The 24,323-nt window shown below is 46.7% G+C and carries 21 protein-coding genes; 8 read left to right on the plus strand and 13 right to left on the minus strand.

Translation table 11 applies throughout. The features are described 5' to 3' along the window. Nucleotides 1-89: 89 nt before the first annotated feature. From QUA83_RS14445 to QUA83_RS14455, 3 genes are all read right to left on the minus strand, one after another. A complete protein-coding gene (locus QUA83_RS14445; protein ID WP_333293794.1) occupies nt 90-776 on the minus strand; it encodes a DivIVA domain-containing protein in 687 nt (228 codons plus the stop codon). Continuing rightward, nucleotides 659-1,237, minus strand: a complete 579-nt coding sequence (coaD, locus tag QUA83_RS14450; protein WP_071587822.1) for a pantetheine-phosphate adenylyltransferase — start codon at nt 1,235-1,237, stop codon at nt 659-661. The genes QUA83_RS14445 and coaD overlap by 118 nt, the downstream gene beginning before the upstream one ends. A gap of 160 nt (nt 1,238-1,397) precedes the next feature. Further along, the gene (locus tag QUA83_RS14455; RefSeq protein ID WP_333293795.1) at nt 1,398-2,234 is read right to left on the minus strand and encodes a M15 family metallopeptidase; all 837 of its coding nucleotides are present in this window, start codon (nt 2,232-2,234) and stop codon (nt 1,398-1,400) included. Between the two features lie 55 nt (nt 2,235-2,289). Between QUA83_RS14455 and QUA83_RS14460 the strand changes: the two genes are divergently transcribed. Further along, the gene (locus QUA83_RS14460) at nt 2,290-2,433 is read left to right on the plus strand and encodes a hypothetical protein (protein ID WP_333293796.1); all 144 of its coding nucleotides are present in this window, start codon (nt 2,290-2,292) and stop codon (nt 2,431-2,433) included. Between the two features lie 26 nt (nt 2,434-2,459). On the opposite strand, the gene QUA83_RS14465 is transcribed toward QUA83_RS14460, so the two are convergent. The 4 genes from QUA83_RS14465 to QUA83_RS14480 form a co-directional block, all read right to left on the minus strand. Next, nucleotides 2,460-2,672 carry a helix-turn-helix transcriptional regulator gene (locus QUA83_RS14465; RefSeq protein ID WP_333293846.1) on the minus strand — a complete coding sequence of 71 codons (213 nt, stop codon included), beginning with the start codon at nt 2,670-2,672 and terminating at the stop codon, nt 2,460-2,462. Nucleotides 2,673-2,855: 183 nt separating this feature from the next. Then, the gene (locus QUA83_RS14470; RefSeq protein ID WP_333293797.1) at nt 2,856-5,036 is read right to left on the minus strand and encodes a pentapeptide repeat-containing protein; all 2,181 of its coding nucleotides are present in this window, start codon (nt 5,034-5,036) and stop codon (nt 2,856-2,858) included. Nucleotides 5,037-5,094: 58 nt separating this feature from the next. Beyond that, nucleotides 5,095-5,481: a transcriptional regulator gene (locus tag QUA83_RS14475; protein ID WP_333293799.1), complete on the minus strand. Its 387-nt coding sequence runs from the start codon at nt 5,479-5,481 to the stop codon at nt 5,095-5,097. Next, a complete protein-coding gene (locus tag QUA83_RS14480) occupies nt 5,453-5,797 on the minus strand; it encodes a type II toxin-antitoxin system RelE/ParE family toxin (protein WP_333293801.1) in 345 nt (114 codons plus the stop codon). The genes QUA83_RS14475 and QUA83_RS14480 overlap by 29 nt, the downstream gene beginning before the upstream one ends. A gap of 273 nt (nt 5,798-6,070) precedes the next feature. Between QUA83_RS14480 and typA the strand changes: the two genes are divergently transcribed. Then, on the plus strand, nt 6,071-7,861 hold the full coding sequence (typA, locus tag QUA83_RS14485) for a translational GTPase TypA (protein WP_333151498.1): 1,791 nt from the start codon (nt 6,071-6,073) through the stop codon (nt 7,859-7,861). A 117-nt stretch (nt 7,862-7,978) separates the two neighbouring features. Here the strand turns inward: typA and QUA83_RS14490 are convergent, their stop codons facing one another. Beyond that, on the minus strand, nt 7,979-8,725 hold the full coding sequence (locus tag QUA83_RS14490; protein WP_333293803.1) for a DUF4276 family protein: 747 nt from the start codon (nt 8,723-8,725) through the stop codon (nt 7,979-7,981). Further along, nucleotides 8,725-9,912: an AAA family ATPase gene (locus tag QUA83_RS14495; RefSeq protein WP_333293805.1), complete on the minus strand. Its 1,188-nt coding sequence runs from the start codon at nt 9,910-9,912 to the stop codon at nt 8,725-8,727. Before QUA83_RS14495 ends, QUA83_RS14490 begins: the two co-directional genes overlap by 1 nt. Nucleotides 9,913-10,064: 152 nt before the next feature. On the opposite strand from QUA83_RS14495, the gene QUA83_RS14500 reads away from it, so the two are divergent. The 3 genes from QUA83_RS14500 (at nt 10,065) to QUA83_RS14510 (ending at nt 12,784) form a co-directional block, all read left to right on the plus strand. Further along, nucleotides 10,065-10,937 (plus strand): ParA family protein, encoded by an 873-nt coding sequence (locus QUA83_RS14500; RefSeq protein WP_333029965.1) that lies wholly within the window; start codon nt 10,065-10,067, stop codon nt 10,935-10,937. Continuing rightward, nucleotides 10,934-11,380 carry a hypothetical protein gene (locus tag QUA83_RS14505; RefSeq protein WP_333293806.1) on the plus strand — a complete coding sequence of 149 codons (447 nt, stop codon included), beginning with the start codon at nt 10,934-10,936 and terminating at the stop codon, nt 11,378-11,380. The genes QUA83_RS14500 and QUA83_RS14505 overlap by 4 nt, the downstream gene beginning before the upstream one ends. A 141-nt stretch (nt 11,381-11,521) precedes the next feature. Continuing rightward, nucleotides 11,522-12,784 carry a DPP IV N-terminal domain-containing protein gene (locus QUA83_RS14510; protein ID WP_333293808.1) on the plus strand — a complete coding sequence of 421 codons (1,263 nt, stop codon included), beginning with the start codon at nt 11,522-11,524 and terminating at the stop codon, nt 12,782-12,784. A 141-nt stretch (nt 12,785-12,925) separates the two neighbouring features. Here the strand turns inward: QUA83_RS14510 and hpsL are convergent, their stop codons facing one another. Then, nucleotides 12,926-14,590, minus strand: a complete 1,665-nt coding sequence (hpsL, locus tag QUA83_RS14515; RefSeq protein WP_333293810.1) for a hormogonium polysaccharide biosynthesis protein HpsL — start codon at nt 14,588-14,590, stop codon at nt 12,926-12,928. A 502-nt stretch (nt 14,591-15,092) separates the two neighbouring features. Between hpsL and QUA83_RS14520 the strand changes: the two genes are divergently transcribed. Continuing rightward, on the plus strand, nt 15,093-15,794 hold the full coding sequence (locus tag QUA83_RS14520; protein ID WP_333293811.1) for an alpha/beta hydrolase: 702 nt from the start codon (nt 15,093-15,095) through the stop codon (nt 15,792-15,794). Nucleotides 15,795-16,096: 302 nt separating this feature from the next. Here the strand turns inward: QUA83_RS14520 and QUA83_RS14525 are convergent, their stop codons facing one another. The 3 genes from QUA83_RS14525 to QUA83_RS14535 all read right to left on the minus strand — a co-directional run bounded on the left by QUA83_RS14525 (nt 16,097) and on the right by QUA83_RS14535 (nt 20,161). Beyond that, the gene (locus QUA83_RS14525) at nt 16,097-16,993 is read right to left on the minus strand and encodes a CoA-binding protein (protein ID WP_333293812.1); all 897 of its coding nucleotides are present in this window, start codon (nt 16,991-16,993) and stop codon (nt 16,097-16,099) included. An 83-nt stretch (nt 16,994-17,076) separates the two neighbouring features. Next, nucleotides 17,077-18,306, minus strand: a complete 1,230-nt coding sequence (locus QUA83_RS14530; protein ID WP_333293814.1) for a succinate--CoA ligase subunit beta — start codon at nt 18,304-18,306, stop codon at nt 17,077-17,079. Between the two features lie 337 nt (nt 18,307-18,643). Beyond that, entirely contained in the window at nt 18,644-20,161 is a 1,518-nt protein-coding gene (locus QUA83_RS14535) for a glycosyltransferase family 2 protein (protein WP_333293815.1), read from the minus strand. Nucleotides 20,162-20,407: 246 nt separating this feature from the next. Here QUA83_RS14535 and ebsA point away from each other — a divergent pair, with 246 nt between their 5' ends. Continuing rightward, nucleotides 20,408-20,782: a type IV pilus biogenesis protein EbsA gene (gene ebsA, locus QUA83_RS14540; protein WP_190737140.1), complete on the plus strand. Its 375-nt coding sequence runs from the start codon at nt 20,408-20,410 to the stop codon at nt 20,780-20,782. A gap of 987 nt (nt 20,783-21,769) precedes the next feature. Beyond that, on the plus strand, nt 21,770-24,323 hold a 2,554-nt coding region (locus QUA83_RS14545; protein ID WP_333293817.1), incomplete at its 3' end, for a choice-of-anchor L domain-containing protein.

Raw genomic sequence — 24,323 nt, forward strand, 5'->3', positions numbered from 1 at the left:
GAATAAAGACTATAGAGACTATTGCGAAAAAAAATCTACCTAAATTAGGTAGACTTTTAGAAATGTTCAAGCAATGAATAGACTGTTGGCTAACCGTTGTTGTGATGGATGTGCGACGCAGAAACACTATCCAACTGATCGCGCCCGTTGCGGATCACGCGCAACATATCGCTCAACTTGTGCTCGATATTATCGAGAACTTGGTCGGCATAATCATCGGCTCCGTTTTGAATTTCCTCGCATTCAGCCATCGCCCTGACTCTCATCTCTTCCAATTCCTCTTGAGCCTGGTAGCGAATTTGTTCGACTTCCGCCAGCGTAGCCTGCTGAATTGCCTCGCAGTCGAGCAAAACTTGCTGTCGCAACTGATCTGCCTCTATCTTCGCCTGCTGGAGCAGGCCCATATCGTTTAAAATTTCTGCTGCTCTCTGTTCAGCAGCTTCTATCACTTCCTGAGCGTAAAGTTCCGCCTCTTGAAGCAAGTCGTCCTTGTGCCGGATGATCGTCTCGGCTTCCTGAAAGGCGATCGGCAAATTTAGCCTCACCAAGTCTAACTGATCGAGCAACTGTTCTTCATCCACCAGAGTGCGTCTGGTCATGGGAATTCGCGGGCTGTCGAGAACAATTTCCTCAAGCCTGTTCAATTCCCGCTGGATGTCTACTCCTGCGGTTCGGGTGGGATCTCCGAAGGCGGCTGTGTTCTGAGGTGGTTCGTTCTCAGTGCCGAGGCCGGTACTATCGGGTTCGATGCGAGTTGGTTCCTGCTGGCGTAACATTTGTAAATATCTAGGGCGACGTGTTTCGGAACAAGATGATCTACGGAGCCACCAAACTTGGCTATTTCTTTAACTACACTACTACTTAAAAAGCTGTACTCGTTAGAAGTTGCCAAAAAAACTGTTTCAATTTCGCCCAGAAGGGTTTTATTGGTGTGGGCCATCTGGAGTTCCATTTCAAAATCTGTTAGTACCCGGAGCCCCCGCAGCAGCACTTTGGCTTGTCGAATCTTAGCATAGTTTACTGTCAAACCCTCAAAACTGTCTACTTCTACATTTGGCAAGTGTTGGGTAGAGCGCAGGATCTGCTCGATCCGTTCCTCTACGGTGAAGAGAGGGGTTTTGCTGGGGTTTCTGACTACGGTAACAATTACCCGATCGAACAGTTTAGATCCCCGCTCGATAATGTCTGCGTGACCGAAGGTAATGGGGTCAAAGCTGCCTGGATAGATTGCAATCACGAGTTTGGCTCAACGAAGTGGGGGAGTGGAGGAGTGGGAGAGTGGGGGAGTGGGAGAGTGGGGGAGTGGGAGAGTCTATTATCCTTGTATCCGTGTTAATCCGTGTAGTGCCTCCCTTCTGACAACTGACAACAGTCAACAGTCAACTGTCAACTGACATCTACTTTTTCATGGAATGAGCTTTGTAGAAAGTTTCGAGGCTTTGCTTGTCGCCCACAAACCGCCAGTGCCAAGGCTCGTAACTGACGCCTTGGCGATTGTTTTTGGGAAATGACATTTCAAAGCTGAAGGCGACGGCGTTGGCTTCTAACCACTTGAATGCTTCGGTATTTTCAAAACTGGGGCTGAGGTTGTGTTCCGGGGCGGTGCCGTCGCCGATGTCGATCGCATAACCGGTGTGGTGTTCGCTGTAACCTGGAGGGGCGCTGACTTCGGCTCGCTTGCTGGCGTTTTGCCTGCGTTCGGCTTTCACGTCAAAAAATACGTGCTGTTGGTCTTGCAGGGAGCGAAAGCCGGATATGGGAGCGAAGTAGATGCCTGATGCTGCGGCTGCGTTGGCCATTTCCTGATATTTTGCTGCTGCTGAGGTGCGGAGTTTGACGCTACCGTCGGAGGTGACGCCTACCAAGTCTTTGGCTGGTGCTTCTGGGTACGGCAAGTGTCCCAGGAGGTTGTCTGGAGTTGTGGGGGTGGTGCCAGCTTTTGGATTGGTAGCTGAAGTCGTGGCCGACGGAGACGAGGAACTAACCGGTGCTGGGTTTTCTTGAGTTTGCTCTGCCTGACTGGTGGCTGGGAACAAGTTAAAGTTGAGGTGCAGCCAGATGCTGACCCCAAAGGCTAATGCGGCCAACCCTAGCAGTTTCCAAATTAGCCCTTTTTTCTTGGACTGACTCTGCCCTGCTTCTGGGTATGGGTGATCTCGCACTGCTTCTGGAATTTCGTCGGCGACAAGCTCCGAGGCTTGCGGGGGTTTTCTTGACAGACTAGCGTTATCCAAGCCAGCTCCACTCCTGCACTTCAATAAGGCTCAACGTTACAAATTGTAGACCGATATGGGCGATCGAACAGCTACAATTGTCGCTGAGAATATATCATCTCTTTCTGACCTCGCCCCGTCCTATCCGCCAACTCTCGCATTTGTTACTTGGGCCCACAGTCGATCGTCCCTGCGAGGTCAAACTGGTTGGCGCTGGTAGCGCTGGTTTATTTTAAGTGTAATTGGTTACTGTTCGACAAAATCCAACAATTCTTCGATCGACACATCAAACGTCCGCGCCAATTTTAGCAGAGCACCGATGTCAGCCATTGCCATAACGGGCGATCGGGCATCACTTTTCAGCGTGCTGTAGTGAACGCCCGATCGAGTGGCAACCTCTGTCAGAGTCGAACCGTTCTCGGCAGCCAACTCTCGAATCCGCAACCTCACCAATCCCATGCTTGACAAAGGGCAAGTATTTTGCATTTAAGTAATTAGATATTAAAGGGCGATCGTCCCCCGGCCTCAGAAACGAAAGAGCAATCACTTTTTTAGACAACCTCTCATGATATTTATTTTTTGGTTAAAGAGTGTATTCAGGATTTTTGAGTAGAGTTTGTTTAGCAAACCCCTTAACTAATTTTATTCGTGAGTAGAACCATCTGGCATAATTGCACCAGTGAGTTTAGCATTTGTAAAGTTTGCTCCTCCTATTTTTGCACCCGTTAAGTTAGCGCCAGATAAGTCTGCATTTGTTAAGTTTGCTGCACGGAGGTCTGCTGAAATTAGGTCAGCACCACGCAGTTTTGCACCGTATAAATCAGCTTGCCGCAAGTCAGATTCAGTTAAGTCTGCTGTCGTTAGATCGGCACTAACTAATCTTGCATCATTCAAGTTTACCTGCTTCAAATTAGCCCGACTCAAATTACAGCCGTCTAGACTTGCTCCCTGAAGTTTTGCCTCACTCAAATTCGCATCTCTCAAATTAGAACTATTCAATTTTGCCGAAATCAAATTAGCATTTTGTAAATTGGCTCCCATCAAGTTAACACTGCTCAAGTCCCTACCAGTTAGATCGACATTGGGCAGCGATACATAAGGAGCAATTAAGTAAGCGCCCGTTTTCACGGGATCGAAATCAGTAGGAAATAAAGTTGCTTCATTGTAAATCGCTCCTCGAAGCTTAACTCCTTTGAGATTTGCTCGATCGATGTTGGCTTCTAAAAGGTTAGAATTACTCAGATTTGCATTTGTCAAATCAGCATTTTTTAGGTCTACTTTCCTCAAGTTTAGCCCGCTTAAGTTAGTTTGAGCCAGGTTGGCAGTTGTGAATTTTGTTTGGTGATTAAGTTTCGCCCCGCTAAGGTTTGCACCGTTCAAATCGGCTTCACTAAAATTTGCAGATTCTAGCTTTGATCCTCTTAAGCTTGCTTTGCTTAATTTGGCTTTTTCTAGTTTAGCTAATTGTAAATTAGCCTGAGCGAGGTCGGCTCTTGATAAATTAGCCTGATTCAGATTGGCACTGTATAAACTAGCCTGAGAAAGATTGGCATTGACTAAGTTTGCTTGATTCAGATTGGCACTGTATAAATTCGCCTGATCGAGGTTGGCATTGACTAAGTTTGCTTGATTCAGATTGGCACTGGATAAATTAGACTTAGAAAAGTTTACACCGCATAATTTTGCTTCGCTAAAATTTGTGCTAGAGAAAGAGCCATCCCTCATATCTGCTCCCGTCAAAATTGCCCCGCTGAGGTTGAGGGTCTGCCAATTAACACCCCTTAAGTTAGCTTTTTTCAAATTAGTTTTACTCAGGTTGACATCAGAAGCTAGGTGTTTACCTGTTAGATTAGCACCCGCTAAATTAATCCCTGTAAAATCCCTTTCTCCCTCACTGTAACGCTGCCAAAAATCCTCAACACTAACAACAGGTTCCAGACATTCCTCAGACTCATCCTCCACATCCTCACAGCTATCCTCTAAAGCAATATCTTCAGCCTCCGCCGCCAATCCTTCCAAATAATCGGCTCGATCCAGGTAATCAGAACTCGCTACAAACCGCCTTTCTATCTCCTCCTCATTTAATACTTCGCTGCTGTCAAAGCGCTCAATTAATTGCTTGACAATTTGGCAGTCATTCGTGCGAATTCCCACTTCTTTTTCGGCACTTGGGTCGCTATTCGTCAGCAAATTGTGACTCCCCAACATGGCAAAACTAGAATCACATACTAAAAAGTTTTCGTGAGTCCCCAATAAAGAGAGACAAAATTTATCGGGATATTCGCTGGCTAATTCTTGCAAATCGGCCAAAGCATTGTAGCGCCATCCCTTGCCGATTTTTTGCCTGTCTCCCAGATAACCCCACCCAATATTTATCAAACATCCTCGGTTCAAACACTCTCTAAATTTTTGCAGCAATTCCTCATTAATGCTGTTACAATTGAGCCAAGGGCAAACAATAATCAGCCGCTCTTGAGCTAGTGATAAAGCTTCCATCAAGACAGCGCGACTGTTGGGACGATCGCATACTAACTGATACTGAAAGTCTGACTTTGGCTTTTCTGTCTCGGTGTCAAGCTCGATCGGTCGATCAACAATGACGGACATATCGCCATTTCCCAAATCACACGGCTGTTGCAGGGACGCAATTTCAGCAGTCAAACTTTCTAGCATTTGCGGTTCAGGGCGATCGTTAAATCGCTGTTCCTGTGCCTCTAACTGCCTCTTAAGTTTTGCTAGATATTTTTTCAGAATAACTTGCTCTTCTTCAAGCTGCAATACTCTCGTGGCTATTGATACTAAATCGAGTTCGGTTTCTGACATAGTGCTACCCTCAAATCAAAAAAACTTAAAAAGCCATGTTTGGGAAGTTAGCGCCTCATCAAATATTACCAACTTCCGCCAATTCAGCAGCACTAACAGAATCTTTATCTTCCCCTTGATCCCCTTCATCAACCGCAACCGTTAACTTCAATCCCAAAGCCTTCAGCCAATTAGCCAAAGCATAAATTGTCGCACTTCCATTCTGCGACAATAAAACATCTAATTTTTCCAGATGCAATGAGGCCTCCTCATCTGACATAATTGGTTCGCCCAGAGCCTCAAATACATCTTGAAGCGATTTTCGCATTATTCCCATCTCTAAATCGCCTTCTTCCTCTTCTTCAAAGATCAGTGAGAGGTAAGCAGCAGCATAATTTGGGTCTTTGAAATTGGAAATTTTAAAAGAATGATAACTATCACTCGTCGGCACTTTGGCGTCTTTCATAATCTCTCCAGTATTCCTGAGCTTTAACAATGTCTTGGTCTTGAGTGCTTTTATCTCCACCGCACAGGATAAGCACAATCGTAGATCCCGCTTGTCCAAAGTAGATTCGGTAGCCCGGGCCATAGTCAATCCTTAATTCCCAGACTCCTGCGCCAACTGAGCGATAGTCTCCTAAGTTGCCACCGCTAACCCGCTGAAGCCTTTTATCAATCCTAATTTTAGCGTTAACATCCCGCAGGGTTGTAAACCATTCTGCAAAGGGAACTGTGCCATTTTGTCTGATATAACGCTGAATTTCCCTCGGTTGTACTTCCATAAAGTCGATCGTACTTGCACCCTCATCTTAATATCGGCGATCGCCCCCTATCCAACCTTCTTCACCTGGGCCAACTCAAAATCACCGATCGAAAAAAACTCTGCCGTCAGGCGTGGTGTAACGCTCCATTTCACGCTTGTTGCGCTTCCATAATCTTGATTTTAGCGACGATCGCACTCCAATCTTACAGCCCCGCTCGATCGGCCCTTGACTCCATGCGCTACAATTATTAAGAAATCTTTAGTTAGATCCGTTTAACGTTCCAGACGCATTATGAGTCTTCCCATTCGCAACGTCGCCATCATTGCTCACGTCGATCACGGCAAAACCACCCTTGTGGACGCTCTCCTCAGACAGTCCGGGATCTTCCGCGAAGGGGAAGAAATCCCAGATTGCGTCATGGACTCCAACGACATCGAGCGCGAACGTGGCATTACCATCCTTTCTAAAAACACCGCCGTCAGGTACGGAGAAACCCTGATCAACATCGTCGATACCCCCGGACACGCGGACTTCGGCGGAGAAGTCGAACGAGTTCTCGGCATGGTTGACGGCTGTTTGCTGATCGTAGACGCCAACGAAGGCCCGATGCCGCAAACCCGCTTCGTGCTCAAAAAAGCCCTAGAAAAAGGACTGCGCCCGATCGTCTTTGTGAATAAGATCGATCGCGAGCGAGCCGACCCCCACAAAGCCGTCGATAAAGTCTTGGATCTGTTCCTCGAACTAGGTGCTGACGACGATCAGTGCGAATTTCCCTATCTCTTCGGTTCCGGCTTAAGCGGTTACGCCAAAAAACACCTCGAAGACGAAGGGGTAGATATGAAGCCCCTCTTTGAAGAAATCCTCGACCACGTACCACCCCCCGTCGGCGACCCCAACAAGCCGCTGCAACTGCAAGTAACCACGTTAGATTACTCAGAATACGTCGGTCGCATCGTCATCGGTCGCATCCACAACGGCACAATTAGAGTTGGTCAACAAGCAGTCTTGATCACAGAAAGCGGCGCGCTTGTCAAATCAAAAATTACCAAATTGATGGGCTTTGAAGGCCTGAAGCGGATAGATATCCCAGAATCTACTGCTGGTAATCTTGTCGCCGTTGCCGGTTTTGCTGATGCGTATATTGGCGAGACAATTACCTGTCCCAACGACCCGCAAGCGCTGCCTTTAATCAAGGTAGACGAACCGACTTTGCAGATGACTTTCTCTGTGAACGATTCGCCGTTCTGCGGTCAAGAAGGTAGTTTGGTAACATCGCGACAAATTCGCGATCGGCTAATGCGAGAACTCCAAACCAACGTCGCCTTGCGCGTCGAAGAAACCGAATCTCCCGACAAATTCCTCGTATCCGGCCGTGGCGAACTCCACCTCGGAATCCTGATCGAAAATATGCGTCGCGAAGGATACGAATTTCAAGTATCCCAGCCGCAAGTAATCTACCGCGAAATCGGCGGTCGTCCCTGCGAACCCTTTGAATGTTTGGTGTTAGACGTACCCGAAGAAGCAGTCGGTGGCTGCATCGAACGCCTCGGTCAGCGGAAAGCAGAAATGCAAGATATGCACGTCAGCAGCACCGGTCGCACCCAAATCGAATTTTCAGTTCCCGCTCGCGGTTTGATTGGATTCCGAGGCGAGTTCATGCGCTTGACTCGTGGCGCTGGAATTATGAATCACAGCTTCCTCGACTATCGCCCCCTCGGTGGAGAAATTATCGCCCGTCGCAACGGAGTATTGATTTCCTTTGAAGAAGGAGTTGCAACTACTTATTCACTGAAAAATGCTGAAGACCGCGGCGTGTTTTTCATTACCCCCGGAACCAAGGTTTACAGAGGGATGATTATCGGAGAAAACAACCGAGATGAAGACATGGAGCTGAATATTTGCAAGTCGAAGCAGTTGACAAACCACCGCGCATCTGGCGGTGAAGAATTGGCGCAATTGCAAGCACCAGTCGATATGAGTTTGGAGCGCGCTTTGGAGTACATCGGCCAGGATGAATTGGTGGAAGTAACGCCAAAATCAATTCGCTTGCGGAAGGTTTCTAAGAAGTTGGTCAAACGCTAAAACAAAGGTAGGGTGCACAATGTGCCCCTTACTGGTGAAACGCTAAAAAAGCTTGTAGGGTGCACATTGTGCACCTTACGTTTTATCGCCAGTAAAAACCTGCCAGAACTTAAAAAATTATATATTATCCAATTGTGCTTTGGTTATTTTACTTAATTCTCCACTTGAAAGCTGATATTTATCGGTAGGTATTTGCCCCAAAGCCTTTAAACACCATGCAAATAAGGTTCTCAGAGAAGCACAAGTATTCGGATTAGATAAAACCTTTTCAACATCAAGTCGATCGAGAATTCGGCCGCCGTGTTCCTTTTCATTAAATCCCGAATATATCTGTTTTAGTTCACCTTTGGGATGGCGAATCGTTTCCACATCTCCCTCGTAATCGTTTAAGCTGGTTCCTAACACTGCATTGACGGTAGCAGCATCAGCGAAGTAGTATGCTTCTAGCATATTCACTAAAAAGTGAACTGAAGCACGGTGTTTTTGGTCGCGCAAAATAGGATCAAGTGCATCTCGGTATCGCTCAAAAATTTGTTGTGCTTGATCGGTTCGATTGTGTTCTAGGTCATCCAATAGCAGGACATAAGTACATGGATCTTTTAAGTAATCTCTCGCTGGGAATCCAATTCTTACAGCATCATTATTAGGAATCTTTTTACCACTTCCAACCATCTCAAGGTTTTTCTCTGAAGTTCTTACGCCTAGCTGCTCAACCTTGCGAATAACTTCAAAATAGCAAATACCCAATTCCATCAGAGTTCTAAATAACTTGGGAATGTGTTCCTCTTCCGTTTTTCCTGTTACCAGCAATCCCAACTTGAAAAAATAACAGTTGTGGTCACTCGTAGTATCGTGACTATTCATTAACTTGCTACCTCTAATGCAGATTTACTTTGAGGCGCAATCATCTCAGCCATATATAGCGATCCCGTAGCATATTCTTCTAGTAAATCTTGGATACCTTCTATCTCACTGATCCTTTTGAGGACGGTTTTTCCTTCCTTGTCAAGTTCCGCAGTCAAAATATTTTCTGGTTCAAATTGACTAATTAATACAGGTGAATGAGTCGCAATAAAAACCTGCTTATTCCATTTTTCAGTAGCGAGTTTGACAGCTTTAGCAAAAACAGCTAAAGCCCAAGGATGAAGCGAGATTTCAGGCTCATCAAATAAAATTAGTGAAGAACGATTCTGTCCTTCAGAGAACAAAGCTGTGAGATTAATCAGCATCTGGAGATGACCGTCAGATACTCCTGATGCTCGAATTGGTTTGCGCCGTCCTTTTTCTAAAAAGTTGCCATAGACTGTGTATCGACCTGTTTGTTCAAAAAACAGATTATCAAAAGCTGGAAAGCTCTCTTGCATGAAACTGATGATTGTATCGTACCGTTCATCAATGACTCGCTTATCATGTAAATTCCGCAAAACTGACCATAAATTCTCGCACCTGTCTTGTAATCGCTCTCCAGAATCAGATTCTGAACCAAATCGCTTTATCTTGAACAAAGAAGCTGACCGGGAGTTATAGTTGCGAACAACACGCAATAAGTTGTCTATGTTAGAGGCAGTGGGTTCGCTATGCTCAAATGCTACATATCGGCTTAGAGCTAATTTCTCTGGTTCTCTGAGTGTAATGAATTCTAATTTTTGCAGGTCTGTACGATAAACCTGAGCTTTGTCACTGCCTATAATGCGAACAATCAATGGATTATCAGAATCGGAAAAAAGCTTTTCTCCCGCAAAAGGTTCGATTCTACCTGAAGAATAACCAAATGAAACTTCGTATTCACCCGATGGGGTTACAATTTTGATTGATATATTTTCCCCCTCATCGGCTCCATCCCACAGCAGACCAATCCCATGATCTCTCTCAGAAGAAGCTAAATCAACACCCCTGATGGCACAGTCTCGCACAAACCAGATGGTATCGAGTAATGTAGTTTTTCCTGCTCCATTAGGGCCGAAGATAATGTTGAGAGGGTTGATTTGAATGTTTACATCTGCTAGGGAGCGAAAATTTTTGATTTGCAAATGAGTTAGTTGATTTGACATAATGTGCTATTTATTTTATTTTATATTTCTTTATCATAGTCTGCCTTTCATGTCAATTGGCAGCTAGGGATTCTCCTGGGCGCTCGCGCGATCGACTAACCGCCACAATATGTTTTAATTTATATTTGAGCAAAATCCAAACAAAGCCAGCCATGAGTCCTAAATCAATAGCCGTAATCAACTTCAAAGGCGGTGTCGGGAAGACTACCGTCACTTGGAGTCTGGGAAATATTATATCCCAAGGAACCGACTTAGAAGTCTTGATGTTAGACTTAGATCCGCAAATGTCGCTCACAGAGGCGATCGGACTTAACGAAAATACAGGTCATTTAGATGACAAATTTGGTAAGTGGTACGAAAAATCTCTCAAGCATAGACTTACAATTTACGACGCTCTAGAAGTCTTTAAAAAAGCCGGACAGAATTTTAAATTTCCCGTTGGTTTCGACACCATTTATCAGATTGACGAACAGTTACATTTTGTCCCTTCAGTTGAAGAATTGTATTGGTTGGATATCGATGGCTTTGAGGGAAAAAGTGTTAAAGACTTCATCCGCCGATTCATCGGCAAAATCGCCAACTCTGCCAATCTCCCCAAATACGACTTGATGCTTTTTGACTGTTCGCCTTCCTTCAGTCTCCTCACCTACAGCGTACTCTCTTGCTGCGACTTAATATTAATTCCCGTCAATCCCGATTATTTTGGTTCTAGGGGATTGAGTTTAGTTTTAAACTCGCTCCAGAAACGGATTGAGCCTTATCCGTTTCCCAAGATAGCAGTCTTTATGAATAAAGCTAAAACCTATGGAGGATTGCTGACCAATGAAGTTCAGTTTTACATGAGAGAAGTAAAGAGGCTTTGCGATGAGATATCAAAAGACAATAACATAGAAGTTAGATTTTTAGAATCGACGATTCGCGAAAGCGTCGGGCTAAAACGGGCGATTAATGAGGGAGAACTGCCGCGAGAATTAGTTAGAGAATTTGAAAAACTATGGCGCGAGTGTGAGGAGTATCTGAAATGAGTAAAAAAGAAATTTTGGCTGCTTCCGAACAAGAAAGCGGGGGGTTAGTTGAGGAAATTGGCGAACTTAAGGAAATCTTGCGGGACGTTGCTCGAAAATTAACCCGGCTTGAGACTCAAGTCAAGCGGGGAGTGATTTCTGCTGGCTCAAAAACTTCGGATATTCCCAGGGTTGCTGATGTTAATAAACCTGCTAATTTATCGGCTAGAAATGTTCTAGAAGTTTATGAAGAACTGCGTTTACAAGCTAAGAATGGTAATGAAGAAGAGGTGAGGCAAAAGTTGTTAGCCATGAGTGCAACTGACTTGAACTTGATGTGTTGCGAGTTAGGGATGCCACCCAGCAGCAAGAATCCGTCCCGCAAAAAAATGTTTGAGCTAATTATTGGCAGAATTAAACAGAGTTTGAGGCTGTCGAGACATATCGACAGACAAACACTTTGAATCGGGCATTGTGAATGGGGCATTGGTAATAGCTTGGAGTTAGAATTTGCCATATCCCCGCAGGATTTTAAGAAGTCGGAGATATAAGGACTGAAGACTGTGAAAATTTAAAAGTAAGGAGATGATATTGACAAAATGCTTTTGAATAAATTATTGCGACTTAGTTCGATCGCCCTTATCTCCCTAACACTCTTAATCAGCTTGTTTTTGAGCCTTCAAAGCCCTCCGACAACCGCAGCCCAAAAACCAAGCAGACTGGCGTTTGTGGCTCTCCAGATGCGCGGCAGCGAGTTTAGAACAAGTTTATTTGGGGTCAATGCTGACGGTTCCTCCCGCCGCGAACTTGCACCTAATATAGATGTTAGCCCTACCCTAGTTTGGTCGCCCAACGGCCAGCGACTGGCTTTCGTTAGCGGATACACCGACATCTATACAGTCAATGCTGACGGTTCTCAACTAACTAAACAGTTTGCTGAGGGTGGTTGCAAAGCACCTAATTTTGAAATAGCTTGGTTTTCCAACAGCCAGAAACTTATTTTTGCCCGTTCTTGCGACGGTTTTACCTCTGATGCTCCCGGTAGCCAATCACTTTATATAAGCGACACTTCTGGCATCCAAGGAACTAAATTAGTTCGGGAATTGGAAGTAGGAGGAGAGCCACCTCAAACAGAAATTTCATCAGAATTTTACCTTTCGCCGGACGGTCAGCAAGTAGCATTTGTCAAGGATAAAAATATCTACAAAATGAATGCCGACGGTTCGGGAATGACCAAAATAACTAAAACTCCCGGCGAATATATATCTGGCGGCAGTCAACTTGTTTGGTCGCCCGATCGCACAAAAATTGCTTTCCTGTTCGGCGCTTATCCGAAACAGCAACTTTACACAATTAATGCCGATGGAACCAACCTCAAAAATTTGACAAACAACCCGCAAAATGAGGTTTACAACGTCAAACTATTTTGGTCGCCCGACAGCAGCCGTATTGCTTACTATTACAATAAACCCGGCGATTCAGCAGGCGAACAGCAAGATATCTACCTGCTCGACATTAACCGGGGGACAGCCAAGAACCTCACCCAAAAACCCAGAAAATACGATGAACTTTCGTGGTCGCCGGATGGCCAATTTATTGGTTTCGTCGCCGGAGAGTTCAATAATCAAAAACTCTACACAATCAATGCTGACGGGAACCAGCTAAATCAACTAGCTACCAGGCTAAAACCATCGGAAATTTCAGAATTAGCTTGGTCTACTGACAGCCAGCAAATTGCGTTTATATTTAACGAAATCCAAGGAGACAGAAGCAACTTGTATGTAATTAATCGGGACGGTTCGGCATTGACTAAATTAACAAACGACAAGGATTTGATTGCTAGCCATCCGGTTTGGCAAGCGCAGTAAAGTTAAGATCCATAATATGCTGTAGGGGTGGGTTTTAGCACAGATAAACCCAGAAGGGCGGGCTATATTGGCACTAACCCGGAGCGAAAGCGGATTACTGAACAAGAAAGAATCCACCAAACTCAACACTCAAAACTATTCTCAAATTGGGGAAGATGCAATAATTTTTTTCTCCTTTAATGGCTGGTGAACTTGCAATTCATTTGACTCGACTTCCTGGTGTTTTTCATCCTGCACCTGTTTATCAATTTTGGGCAACTTTAAAATCGCGCCAGCTAAAACCCAATAATACACGGACACTGGATCTACATCCAGCGGATAGTATTGAGTATTAATCGTAATAAATGCAACAAACACCCAAAAACTAGCTCCGTAACTTCGCAAACTTTTGTCCTTGACTGATCTGTAAGCTTTAAAAGTTAGAAAAGCTAAGTGTAAAAGCATCACCTGAAAACTAATCATTCCCGGATAACCGAGTTCGTAAATCAACTTAGGTTGGAAAGTTTCAATTAGCTGCGTGCTACCAAATATTCGCGTTGAATTAGTCGCTCGTCCCACACCTCTACCGAGAGGTCTGTCAATGATAAAATTGTGGCTTTGCTCGAACTGATTAAAGAGAAACTGCTGGGGCGGTGCAGCATTCCAGCGACTAAGAAAACTCTCCCACCGCTGCTCGACAATTCCCGGGTTAATAGCTGCACCGACAAACAGCAGAATCGCCAGTCCTGCACCGATGGGAATAAATCGTTTTAAATTAACTAATTGACCGGTGAGAACTAGCAGGATTGCTGTAGCAAGGGGAACCATAACTAAAGCAGCTCTTTGACCGGAAATAACTGCATTGGCAAATACTAATGCCATGCCCAATAAACCGATAACTCGCCACCAGAATGAAGGATCGCAAAAGGCAGAGGCAAAGGTTAAAAAAGCATTAGAAATTAAAAACCACGCCCACTGCCAAGGCGCGACAAAAGTTCCCGGCAAGCGGACCATCTTGACTTCTGGACTGAACACCAAAGAACCGCCGACAAAACATCTAGCTTCCAGCGTTGCTTTATATAATTCGGCTCCGGTCATTCCTCTGGTTCCTGCACACTTTCCACTTTGCAGCAACAGGTACTGAATCAAACCGAGAAGGCAGCAAACGATCGCCAAAACGATGTGCATTCGACTAAAAAACACCAAATCCTTCTTAGTGCGGAGCAGATAATATGTACAAGCAATCAGCGGTATGTAACCTATCAATACTTTTAAGCCGAGAATTCCTTGCAGAATTGGTTTGTCGCCCCCCCTAGGGTTGAGCTGCATCTCCCCGTTGACAAAAATTAAAGTCAGCATTGCCATCATCAACAGGATGCTAAAGGTAGAAAGCATTTGTTTGGGAATGAACAGGCGCAACTGTTTCTTTTTGCAGCTTTGAATTAGGGCGATGAGGGCTGGTATGTAGAAGGCATCTTTGGCTACTTGAAATGCAGGATTCCCGCCGCCAATGGCGTAGGTAATTGTACCACTGAAAGGCAGGTAAATTAGAAAAGTCCACAAAGCTTGACGGGGGTATTTGTAGGAAAGCAGCAAGATGGCTGCGGCTGCGCCTCCTGCAATAGCAATCTTAGGGCCGGCTACGAAAAACAGGGGAATGCTGAGAGCAACGGTGACTAAGCAGCTTATGGCGATCGCCTGCACCACTTCATTGCGCTTTTCTGAAATTTTGCGTTTTTGTGCAGCTACTTCTTTTTTGCTTAGCGCGGTTGTTTTTTCGCTGGGCTTGTGTTTGGATTTCTTGGATTTGCGCTTGGTTTTCAACATATAGCAGAAGGAAGTTCGGCAACGAGCAATGTACGGGATGTAACGGATGTCAGGAAGTTCGGCAACGGATTCTCTAACGGATGTAACGGATGTCAGGAAGAAGGAGGGAAGAAGGAGGGAAGAAGGAAGAGGGATTTAGTTGCCTAAAAGAGAAAGAAGAAGCAATCTATCCCTTATGTTTGTGGAATTAAGAACGTCCTCCCGTGAGGGCAGTTCCTATAATTTTTATAAGGCACTTATGTAGAAGGCGGAAGACACTCTGATATAGAAGGCTGGAGATTTAGAAGGTAGAAGGCAGAAGGAATAGAAGCGAAAAGATTTCGGTAGATGTGGTTACTTATTCTTAAAGTCACGATCGACAAAAAGTCTCGGTCGAGATTGTCGGTGTGACGCGGGCATAAATTAGACTGGCGACCTTGTAGAATATAACTGCTGCATCTATACTGTACAATGTACAAAAATGTACAAATCTCGAAAAAATAATTTTAATGTAGCGGTGAATATGAAATTAACAAAATTTGTATCGATCGGCATTGCCCTAGTTTTAGGAGCAAGCGGGAGCATCTTATCTAGCAGCAGTAGAGCATTAGGGGCCGAAAAAGTTGTCCTCACATTTGGCCCGATCAGACAAGCCATCAATATCAGCGACTTAGAAGACTTTGCTAAAAACGGCACGACGACGCCAACCCTCCAACAAATTATCCGGTTCTCCAAAATGGACGCGCAAATGCTGCGGGGGTTCATGGGTTTAGAAATTGGTTTAAAGCCTGCTAATCTGGCGAGGGTAGTTTACAGCACCCCAGGAGAAAAAATCACTGACGACATCGGTCAAGCAATTCGGACTCAGCGCCGCACAGAAAGCGGGAAAGCTTTGCGGGCAGCGGTGATCCTGGCATCCGGGGATGACGGTAAGGTATCGCTGCTAGAAATCCTGAAAAAGTATCCTCTCAAGGAGGTTTACGTAGATGTTGCTAGCCTTCGCACCGCTGTTGGGAAAGTTCAGAGTATAGCTGGAACTCTGCGAAGCCTGCTTGAAGATGTGACGCGATCGACAACTCGCACAACTGAAACCAATCCCACCGAAACTCCGATCGAACCTCGCCGCAGCGTGCAGCCCACAACTCCGCCTCCAGCGCCGCGCCGCGTCGCCCCCTTGCCAGCACCCCAACCGCAGCCTGTGACACCGGTCAGAGGGCTTTGGTAAAAAAATCATAAATGTGTGCTAAAGGCGGGTTGAAGGGGCTGTTGTGGCATTCTGCAGACACTTTTTATATCAAATCCGTTAGCCTCGGAATAGTAAATCCGAGTTCACTGTTGACGGTTGACTGTTCACTGTTGACTGTTCACTGTTCACGGCGTCAACCGTCAACCGTCAACCGTCAACCGTCAACCGTCAACATCATGTATGAGTGTAACCGGAAATGATATGAGACCAAACCCGCCCCCGCCCTACCCTTATCCCAACCCCCAAGAGGGTTAGGACTTGTGTGAAAACTCCCAAAGCAATCAATTTTTCTTGAGCAATTTTTTGAGCAACTTAGGAATTTCTGAAGGTCGAGCCGCCACAGGTATGTCGGCGTCTTCAAAGGCAGCCATTTTGTTTGGGGCAGAAACTCCAAAGGCTTTCTGGGCAGCCGCGCGAGAACTGATCAGGATGCCGGCGTGGCCCAAAGACGGCCCCTTGGGAGCGTAGCGGCCGGCTAGATAAGCAACCACGGGTTTGTCGATCGCCGATGCGATGTAAGAAGCAGCAGCTTGTTCACTCCACCCGCCAACTTCCCCTACCAAAACCATCGCTTCGGTACTGTCGTCTTCGTCCAAAAGTTGCAGCCACTGCATAAAAGAAGAACCGACAATCGCGTCGCAGCCAATACAAACCGCCATCGACTGTCCCAACCCAGCCTCCGTTAGTTCTAGGGCAACTTCGTAAGTCAAAGTGCTGCTGCGGCTGATCACTCCCACCGGGCCGGGAGTGTAAAATTCCTTGGGGTGAGTTCCCAGCAGCAGTTTGTCGGGGACAATAATCCCCGGACTGTTGGGCCCGATTACCAAAGTTTCGGTGGCTTCTGCTTTTCTGACTAAGTGCACCATATCCAGAGGAGGCACTCCCCCAGTAACGATCGCGATTTGCCGAATTCCTCCGGCGATCGCTTCTAGAGCCGCATCCAGCACCGAGTAAGCATCTACCAAAATTACCGCAGTGTCAACCTGACCCACTGCCGCCACTGCTTGTTCTACCAAATCAAAAATCGGAATTCCCTCCACTTCCAGCCCCCCCCGACCGGGACTGACACCGGCGACTACATTCGTGCCGTATGCTTTCATCATCAGGGCGGCGCGGGTGGACGCGGGAGATTCTGTAATGCCCTGTACTAGGACTTTGCTTTCAGGAGTTAAATTCATGTTTTCCCACTTGACACTCGATCTGTAAAAAGCAGAAGGCCTTCATCTGTACAGAAATCTCATTTTTTGCCGATCGACTGCCGCTACTTGACGGAGGATACAGAAGCGGCCGCGGCCTCATCCAAAGTGCTAGCTAGCTGCACCGGCAACTGTCCCAAACGCTTTTTAACAGCCTCAGCATCGATCTCTACCAGCCGGAGCACAACTTGGATGTGGCGGTTAGCGCGAGCTTTCCGTTCCAAATAGCCGGCTACGGCAGCGATTATTTCCTCGGTCTTGGAGGCGCTGCCCAAAATATTTACAAGTATCACCTTAACGCTTTTATCCTGAGCGACTAACTCCAGACCCAACTCCACGCGATCGCGCAGGGCATTTGCTGCATAGTAGCGGTCTAGGGAACCAATATTCACAAAATTAGCTGGTTTTCCTCCTTGGTGGGTTACAGCATCTAGAGTTGCCATTGTCAGGCCCACTCCGTTGCACAAAATCGCGATATTCCCGTCTAGTTCGATTAATTGCAGGGATTCGGAATTCGAGATTGGGGATTTAGATTTGGGGTCAAACTCCGGCGACTGCTGAACCTTGGACTGGGAATGGGAGCGATCGCCCCCAGCATGGGAACTTCTTCTTTCCCGTGCCAACCCGCCCAAGAGCTTCTTCTCCGAGAGTGCTGCCAAATCTGGATGTCGTCCCAAGGCATCATCGTTGGCGGTGACTTTACCGTCTAAAGCCATTACCTCTCCCCTTGGACTGATGCCGAGAGGATTGATTTCTACTAGGTCTAAATCTTTTTCGACAAACAGCCGGTACATTTTTTCGACAATGGTGCTCACCGATTGAATCAAGTCTCCCTGCAATCCCATTTTCAGCGTGAGACGCCTCGCGTAGAATGGGGAAAATTCTTGATCTACGGCAACTTGCTGCATTTGCTCGATCGACCCTTCGACATCCATACCTCCTTGGCTCGAACCCAGAAGAACCGGGCGGCGCGCTACGGGGTCTAGGAGTACCGCTAAGTACAATTCTTTGTCGGCGTTGTACTTTGCTTCTGCCAGCAGGACTTGGGGATATTCGTCCTCGATCGGCAAATTAAAAATTGTTTGAGCGGCAGCTACTGCATCGATCGTATTTTCCACAAACTTGATACCGCCCGCCCTGCCCCGTCCCCCAGCCCGCACTTGCGATTTGAGTACAACGGGGTAAGGAATTTTCAGTCCTTTGAGGTCGGCGGGATTGTCAATCCGCTGCGACGGCAAAATCGGAATTGCCATCTGTCGAAATAAAGATTTAGCTTGGTACTCTAACAAATCCATTTATCAATTACGGGTGACGGGTAGTTGGCAACAAGCAATTCGTCCTAATTGGCAATTCATAATTAATAGATAGTAATTGGTTTTTTGTCAAGTTAAAAGTTAAAAATTCTCGCTTTTATCTTTTAATTTTAGACTTTTGTATTGCCGATTACTTATTCACTATTACCGCTCGCCGATTACCTATTACCTAAGCTGTTTCAAAGTGTTTTTTTCTCGTAATTTCCCAATTTTACTGTCGGCTCTGGCGGGGAGATATTTGGCGAGCGTTGGTGTTTTTTTGTCTCCAGAAATCTTCTGATTTTTGGCGATACTGTGCCGAGATATTTCTGCGAATTGTTTACTTGATGCTATTAGCAGCGCCTTGATGGACGGTTTTGACCCATTTGAGCCGCTTGGGCCGTACCGCAATCCGAGCCGTCACAGTCCCTACCAGCAGCCAGTGGAACATATACACAGTACCCCGCAGCGTTTGCAGCAAGGTGAGAAAAACTCTTTTAACGTCAAATTTGGTCTCTTTGCGAGTGCGGCGCAAACCGACAAACATTCCCACCACCGACAATGTAAGCGTCATAAAAGTTATGGGACTGGCGATCGGCATCCGGCGCAGCGCAATTGACATCACAAAGTCGGGTAGGGCTACTGTGGGCAAGAAATATTGAGATACCCAAAATCCAAATAAATCCCAAGTTTTCCCAGTTCCCATGCGGTTCCGCAAAATTAGCCGCCAGTAGTCAAGATAACGCTGATAGCCACCTTCTGCCCAGCGATTGCGCTGGTGCCACAGAGCGCGAGGGTTAGTGACTCCTTCTTCTGACACGGCTGGGAAAGCGAGAAATTCAATGTCCCATCGGTCTAGGTGCAGCCTCACCGTCAAATCCAGGTCGTCGGTAATCGTCTCCTCGTTCCAGCCTCCGCAGCTTTCCAAGGCGGTGCGGCGCATGAATTGGCCGTTACCGCGCAATTCTCCAATGCCGCCGATCGCAATCCGCTGCTGCTGGAAAAAACTGTCGAGAGCCATTTCTGCTTCTTGGCCACGAGTCCAAAAATTTACCGAAGCATTGGCGATGGCTTTTCTGACTTGCACAGCCCCTACCTTTTCTCCATCGAACACTGGCAGCACCCGGCGCAGCAAATCCGGCGTTACCGTCGCGTCGGCGTCAAATATTCCGACAAATTCCCCGCGAGTCAGCGGTAACACTTGATTCAGTGCTCCCGACTTCCCGCCGCTGGCATTTGCTCCTCTGCGAAATACTTTGAGCTGGGGGTACTTTTTGGTTAGCTGTTCCAATACTAGCGGCGTGGCGTCGCTGCTGTGATCGTCGATCGCCCAAACTTCGTAGCGGTCGATCGGATAATCTACATTGCAGATGGATTCTACGAATCGGGCAATCACCGCTTCCTCATTTTTCGCCGCTACCAGCAGCGACACGTAGGGCCAATCCTCTCGATTTTCATCAGCAAGAGGGGGCAGTGTCGGCTTGGGCGAAGCAAACAAAACTCGAAATGCTTGCATCCACAGCAGTCCCGTCAACCCCCACACAACCCACGCACCCCAAGAAATCAAGTGCAGGGCGATCGTGCCAGCCCAAATCGCAGCCAGCACTGCGGCGGCTTTTCCGCGGCGTCCCCGGTAAAGATTTTGAGGAAAAGAGGGAGTTCCCGGCACAGACACCGCAACCGGGAGTTCTGCTTTTGTTTCCGCGTCAAACACCCTGTCGCCAATGTCTGGTATAGCAAATACTTTGCTGAGCTTCGAGTGCGAGGTCAAACTCTTGAGCTCTTCTTGAGCTAAATCAGAGATGTCCAAGTTAAGCTCGCTGCGAGCGTCGTTTTCTGGCCAAGAACTCTCCTGCATAGGTTACTTGATTCAACCACCAATAGTTTTTGATTTTAGATATAAGCATCTACTGTATCAGTTTCTGGGCTTTTGTCGAAAGCGGACGGGAGGACAACCAGCGGGTTCGGTGCTTGTACGGCCCTGGTAAACGTGTACTGTATAGAGTATTTGGGTTGACTTTTGCTTGCGATCGACCTGGAATATCTGCTAGTTTTTTCAGGGGATCTAAACTATCTGTTAGTAATAATTGTCTGAGGTGGAAATATGTCTATTCCTCAACTCAAGCCAGCCGATGACAAAGAAGTGAAAGTCTACGCGCCTTTCTGTCAAGAGCCCAGGCGCAAGTTTTTACCGCACGCTATTGGCCTTTACAAGCTCAAAACCTTGGAGGGGGCAAGAAAAATTGACGGCGGGGAGAGCGTGCCGTTTGTCGCTAGTTGGAATATCTCGTCGCTGCCGATCGATTTAACCCGCTGTCGGGTGTTGTTTGACGGCAATGCTGAACTCAGCTACGAAGTGACTATGCAAAGCTCTGAGTTTGTTAGTTGCTTAATTGAGGTTCTCCTGACTTTTCAGCGAACTCGTACCGTCGATTTTTCTAAAACGTTTTACCGCAAGCTGATGCGAATGGATGAATAACTTTCACCGCAGCCGCACTCCCGAAAGTCCGCAATTGACAATCAAGCAATTTAATCCGGGGCCCCCGGATTGATTCGGGGAGTGAGAAAAAAGCTCCGAATCCCGATCGCCAGCCCCCGGATTTATCAGTGGGGTTGCTTTCTTCAATCTAAAATCTAAAATCTAAAATCTAAAATCGATTGACGGGCGCTATAACTGGCGCACCAATAGTGTAAAGCCACGACGGCAACATTACATGATTGGTGCGCCAGCCCTATTTGAGAAGCGGAAAGAGTAAGTGAGTTCTTGGATCATTCTCAATAATCCCTTTGGGGGTCAGCACTTATCCCCATTGCTAAAGTAAATCTACTGAATTTTTCAGTTGAGCGTGATACAGATTTCGCGTAGGGACTCAGGCAAAGCCTGAGTCCGTACCTGTATTTCATCCATCCAATTGAAAACTACTGTACTTTGTTGTGGAACAAGCCCAAAAGCCTATTTCGCATATTGGTGCAAGATGTGAGGCAAAACACATTTCCCGCACCAATATCCGAACTTTTTCCATGTATTAAATTTTGTAAAAATTGTCAGCAATATTACTGAGATATGTGAGAATGAGAACTAAATTAGGATAAGTTAATTTCTACGAAAAATATAAAATAATCCCACCTGTCATCAGCAAGAATTTTAAGTAATCTTGCGATCGAATGGATTTAATATAAGTCCTGATTTTTTTTGTTGGGGGTGCTCGGAGACAATTTCTCAACGGCCATTAGGGCGATCGCACTGTCATGCTTAAATTTTGCAAGTAAGCGGCCCAAAGCCGAATTAATTTATAGCAATTCCTTCTAGCCACTATTTAGCAAAAACTTAAGTAGAAAAACGCCAAATATCAGTTATTGTAATTACTCCTAAATAATTTTGAGTAAGTGCATAACAGAGATAACGCTACATATAAGATATTGTAGCTAAAGATGAAAACCTAGCAATTTTTCCAAGAGGTATATTATGGTTCTGATAACTAAGGATCTCAATAGTGGTCTGACTAAAGAGCAACTTGCCCAATTTATTCTTGGGGACGCAGGAACAGTCGTTCCTGGTAGTGTGAACTACACGGGTGATAATCTGGCCGCCGGCAGTTTCGGGGGAGGTATTTCCGACGGGCTAAATCTTGAAGCTGGTGTTATTTTCAGCACGGGAAATATCGGGGATACAGCAGACTTTATGAGTACAACTCTTGGTCAGCCGGGGGATGCAGTCCTGACTCAGCTTCTTATTGATACGAAATCAGCTTCGACTATTACTAATGATGCTGCCGTTATCGAATTCGAGTTTCTACCTAAGCAAGGCCAGTTTAGTTTGGAATACGTGTTTGCTTCTGAGGAGTATAACGAGTTTGTAGGGACATCATTCAACGATGTATTTGGCTTTTACCTGAATGACGTATTTATTTCCGCGATTCCTGGGGCTGCGTCGGAAATTGTGTCCGTCAATAATATTAATAACGGCAAAAACCCTGGGTTATACGTTGATAACACGACGGGTATATTTAAAACAACATTTGATGGTTTTACAAAGGTATTGTCGACGCCACAGGCATTTGTCATCCCCAATGTTCCCAATCGCCTGAGAATAGCGATCGCTGACACTCAAGACAGTAGCTATGACTCGGCAGTTTTTCTAACTGCTCCTCCCAGCTTCAATTTCTCTCAACCGAACTATGAAGTCAACGAAGATGGGACAGTAGTTGGAGCAAACATTACCATCAACCGCACCGGGATTGCCCTGGGAAACTCCAGTGTAGACGTAAAATTAAGCAACGGCAGCGCCACAGGCGGGGCTACCTTGGGAGACGGAATAGATTTTACTTTCACTACCCAAACTATCACTTTTCCGACCAATCAAACCACTGCTACCCTCACCGTTCCGATTAATAATGATAGCTTAGTTGAACCCACCGAAAACCTTACTCTCACCTTAGCCAATCCCACCAATGCTAGGATTGGTGTTGTTCAGAACACCGCCAATCTGGATATTCTCGACGACAATGATACCGCAGGCATCATAATCACCTCAACAGCGGGTGCGGATGTCGCAGAAGGCGGTACTTCAGACACATATACAGTCGTACTCCAAAGCCAGCCTAGTGACCTTGTAATCGTCACTGTTGACCCTGATACCCAGACAGACTTGGGAGCCGGTACTGGTGTCCCTCTCACCCTCAACTTTACCCCCAACAACTGGAATGTCCCGCAAACCGTTACGATCGAGGCAGTGGACGATCAAGTAGCGGAAGCATCTCCTCACACTAGCGCGATCGCTCACACAGCCAGTAGTGTAGACCCCAATTACGACGGTGCTGCGGTTCCAATTACCGTTGATGGTACTGCGACTGCTACCCTCACCGCTAACATTACCGACAACGACACACCGATCGTAAAAATTACCGAGACTGGCGGCAGCACCAACATCGGGGAAGGTGGGGCTACGGATAGCTATACGGCGGTATTGACCACCAAGCCTGCTGCCGATGTTACTGTCACCGCCTCGCCAGACGCCCAAAGCGACGTGGGGATTGGAGGTGGGATCCCGATCGCTCTGAAATTTACTCCCGACAACTGGAACGTGCCTCAACTGGTGAATGTGCAAGCCGTGGACGATGGTGTAGCTCAAGGCGCGCACTCCAGTACGATCGCACACCAAGTCACCAGTACAGACGCTCAATACAACCTGATTGCTACTGCCTCGGTGACGGCCCAAATTACCGACAACGATACCGCCGGAGTCACAATTACTCCTCCAAACACCGCTGCTACCGAAGGCGGCGCCACAGGCAGTTACAAGGTAGCGCTGACTAGCAAACCGACTGCGCCTGTTAATGTCAACTTCAACACGGGCATTCAAATCGATTCGATTTCCACATTTACTTTCACCTCAGATAACTGGAACCTACCGCAGATAGTAACGGTGAAAGCTACCGACGACAGTTTAGTCGAAGGGCTGCACACAGGTACGATCGACCACAGCATTGCCGCCGACAGTGCCGCGGAATATCTGCCCGTGACGATCGCGCCGGTAACAGTCAGCATCACCGATAACGATGTCGCTACTCCCAATACGCCCAGCATTACAATTACTCCTGCGAGCACGACTGCTGCCGAAGGCGGCGCGACAGACAGTTACGAAGTCTCCCTCAACACTCAACCGACTGCTAACGTTACCGTCAATGTCGCTGCGGGCAGTCAAATAAATGCGATCGCGCCGCTCGTTTTCACTCCGGCTAACTGGAATGTCCCGCAAACAGTAACGGTGACAGCAACCGACGACACTGTTGTAGAAGGAGCGCACACAGGCACGATCAATCACAGCGTGGCAGGAGGCAGCGCGGCCGAATACTTGCCAGTGGCGATCGCACCAGTTACTGTCACCATCGCCGACAACGACACAGCTACCTCGACGGCCGGGGTAAAAATTTCTCCCACAACTACTTATGCAGCAGAAGGCGGTGCCAATGGCAGTTACAGCGCGGTATTAACGGAACAGCCTTCCAGCGACGTTAAAG

The sequence above is a fragment of the Microcoleus sp. K1-B1 genome (assembly GCF_036704705.1).
In the GTDB taxonomy this organism is placed as follows: Bacteria; Cyanobacteriota; Cyanobacteriia; order Cyanobacteriales; family Microcoleaceae; genus Microcoleus.

What these genes read in the sequence shown, in the direction of transcription:
- hpsL (WP_333293810.1), bottom strand. Translation starts at nt 14,590, where the DNA reads ATGTTGAAAACCAAGCGCAAATCCAAGAAATCCAAACACAAGCCCAGC.
- QUA83_RS14465 (WP_333293846.1), bottom strand. Translation starts at nt 2,672, where the DNA reads ATGGGATTGGTGAGGTTGCGGATTCGAGAGTTGGCTGCCGAGAACGGT.
- QUA83_RS14500 (WP_333029965.1), top strand. Translation starts at nt 10,065, where the DNA reads ATGAGTCCTAAATCAATAGCCGTAATCAACTTCAAAGGCGGTGTCGGG.
- QUA83_RS14480 (WP_333293801.1), bottom strand. Translation starts at nt 5,797, where the DNA reads ATGGAAGTACAACCGAGGGAAATTCAGCGTTATATCAGACAAAATGGC.
- QUA83_RS14445 (WP_333293794.1), bottom strand. Translation starts at nt 776, where the DNA reads ATGTTACGCCAGCAGGAACCAACTCGCATCGAACCCGATAGTACCGGC.
- QUA83_RS14520 (WP_333293811.1), top strand. Translation starts at nt 15,093, where the DNA reads ATGAAATTAACAAAATTTGTATCGATCGGCATTGCCCTAGTTTTAGGA.
- QUA83_RS14490 (WP_333293803.1), bottom strand. Translation starts at nt 8,725, where the DNA reads ATGAATAGTCACGATACTACGAGTGACCACAACTGTTATTTTTTCAAG.
- QUA83_RS14505 (WP_333293806.1), top strand. Translation starts at nt 10,934, where the DNA reads ATGAGTAAAAAAGAAATTTTGGCTGCTTCCGAACAAGAAAGCGGGGGG.
- QUA83_RS14495 (WP_333293805.1), bottom strand. Translation starts at nt 9,912, where the DNA reads ATGTCAAATCAACTAACTCATTTGCAAATCAAAAATTTTCGCTCCCTA.
- QUA83_RS14535 (WP_333293815.1), bottom strand. Translation starts at nt 20,161, where the DNA reads ATGCAGGAGAGTTCTTGGCCAGAAAACGACGCTCGCAGCGAGCTTAAC.
- QUA83_RS14530 (WP_333293814.1), bottom strand. Translation starts at nt 18,306, where the DNA reads ATGGATTTGTTAGAGTACCAAGCTAAATCTTTATTTCGACAGATGGCA.
- ebsA (WP_190737140.1), top strand. Translation starts at nt 20,408, where the DNA reads ATGTCTATTCCTCAACTCAAGCCAGCCGATGACAAAGAAGTGAAAGTC.
- QUA83_RS14525 (WP_333293812.1), bottom strand. Translation starts at nt 16,993, where the DNA reads ATGAATTTAACTCCTGAAAGCAAAGTCCTAGTACAGGGCATTACAGAA.
- QUA83_RS14470 (WP_333293797.1), bottom strand. Translation starts at nt 5,036, where the DNA reads ATGTCAGAAACCGAACTCGATTTAGTATCAATAGCCACGAGAGTATTG.
- QUA83_RS14475 (WP_333293799.1), bottom strand. Translation starts at nt 5,481, where the DNA reads ATGAAAGACGCCAAAGTGCCGACGAGTGATAGTTATCATTCTTTTAAA.
- typA (WP_333151498.1), top strand. Translation starts at nt 6,071, where the DNA reads ATGAGTCTTCCCATTCGCAACGTCGCCATCATTGCTCACGTCGATCAC.
- QUA83_RS14460 (WP_333293796.1), top strand. Translation starts at nt 2,290, where the DNA reads ATGGGCGATCGAACAGCTACAATTGTCGCTGAGAATATATCATCTCTT.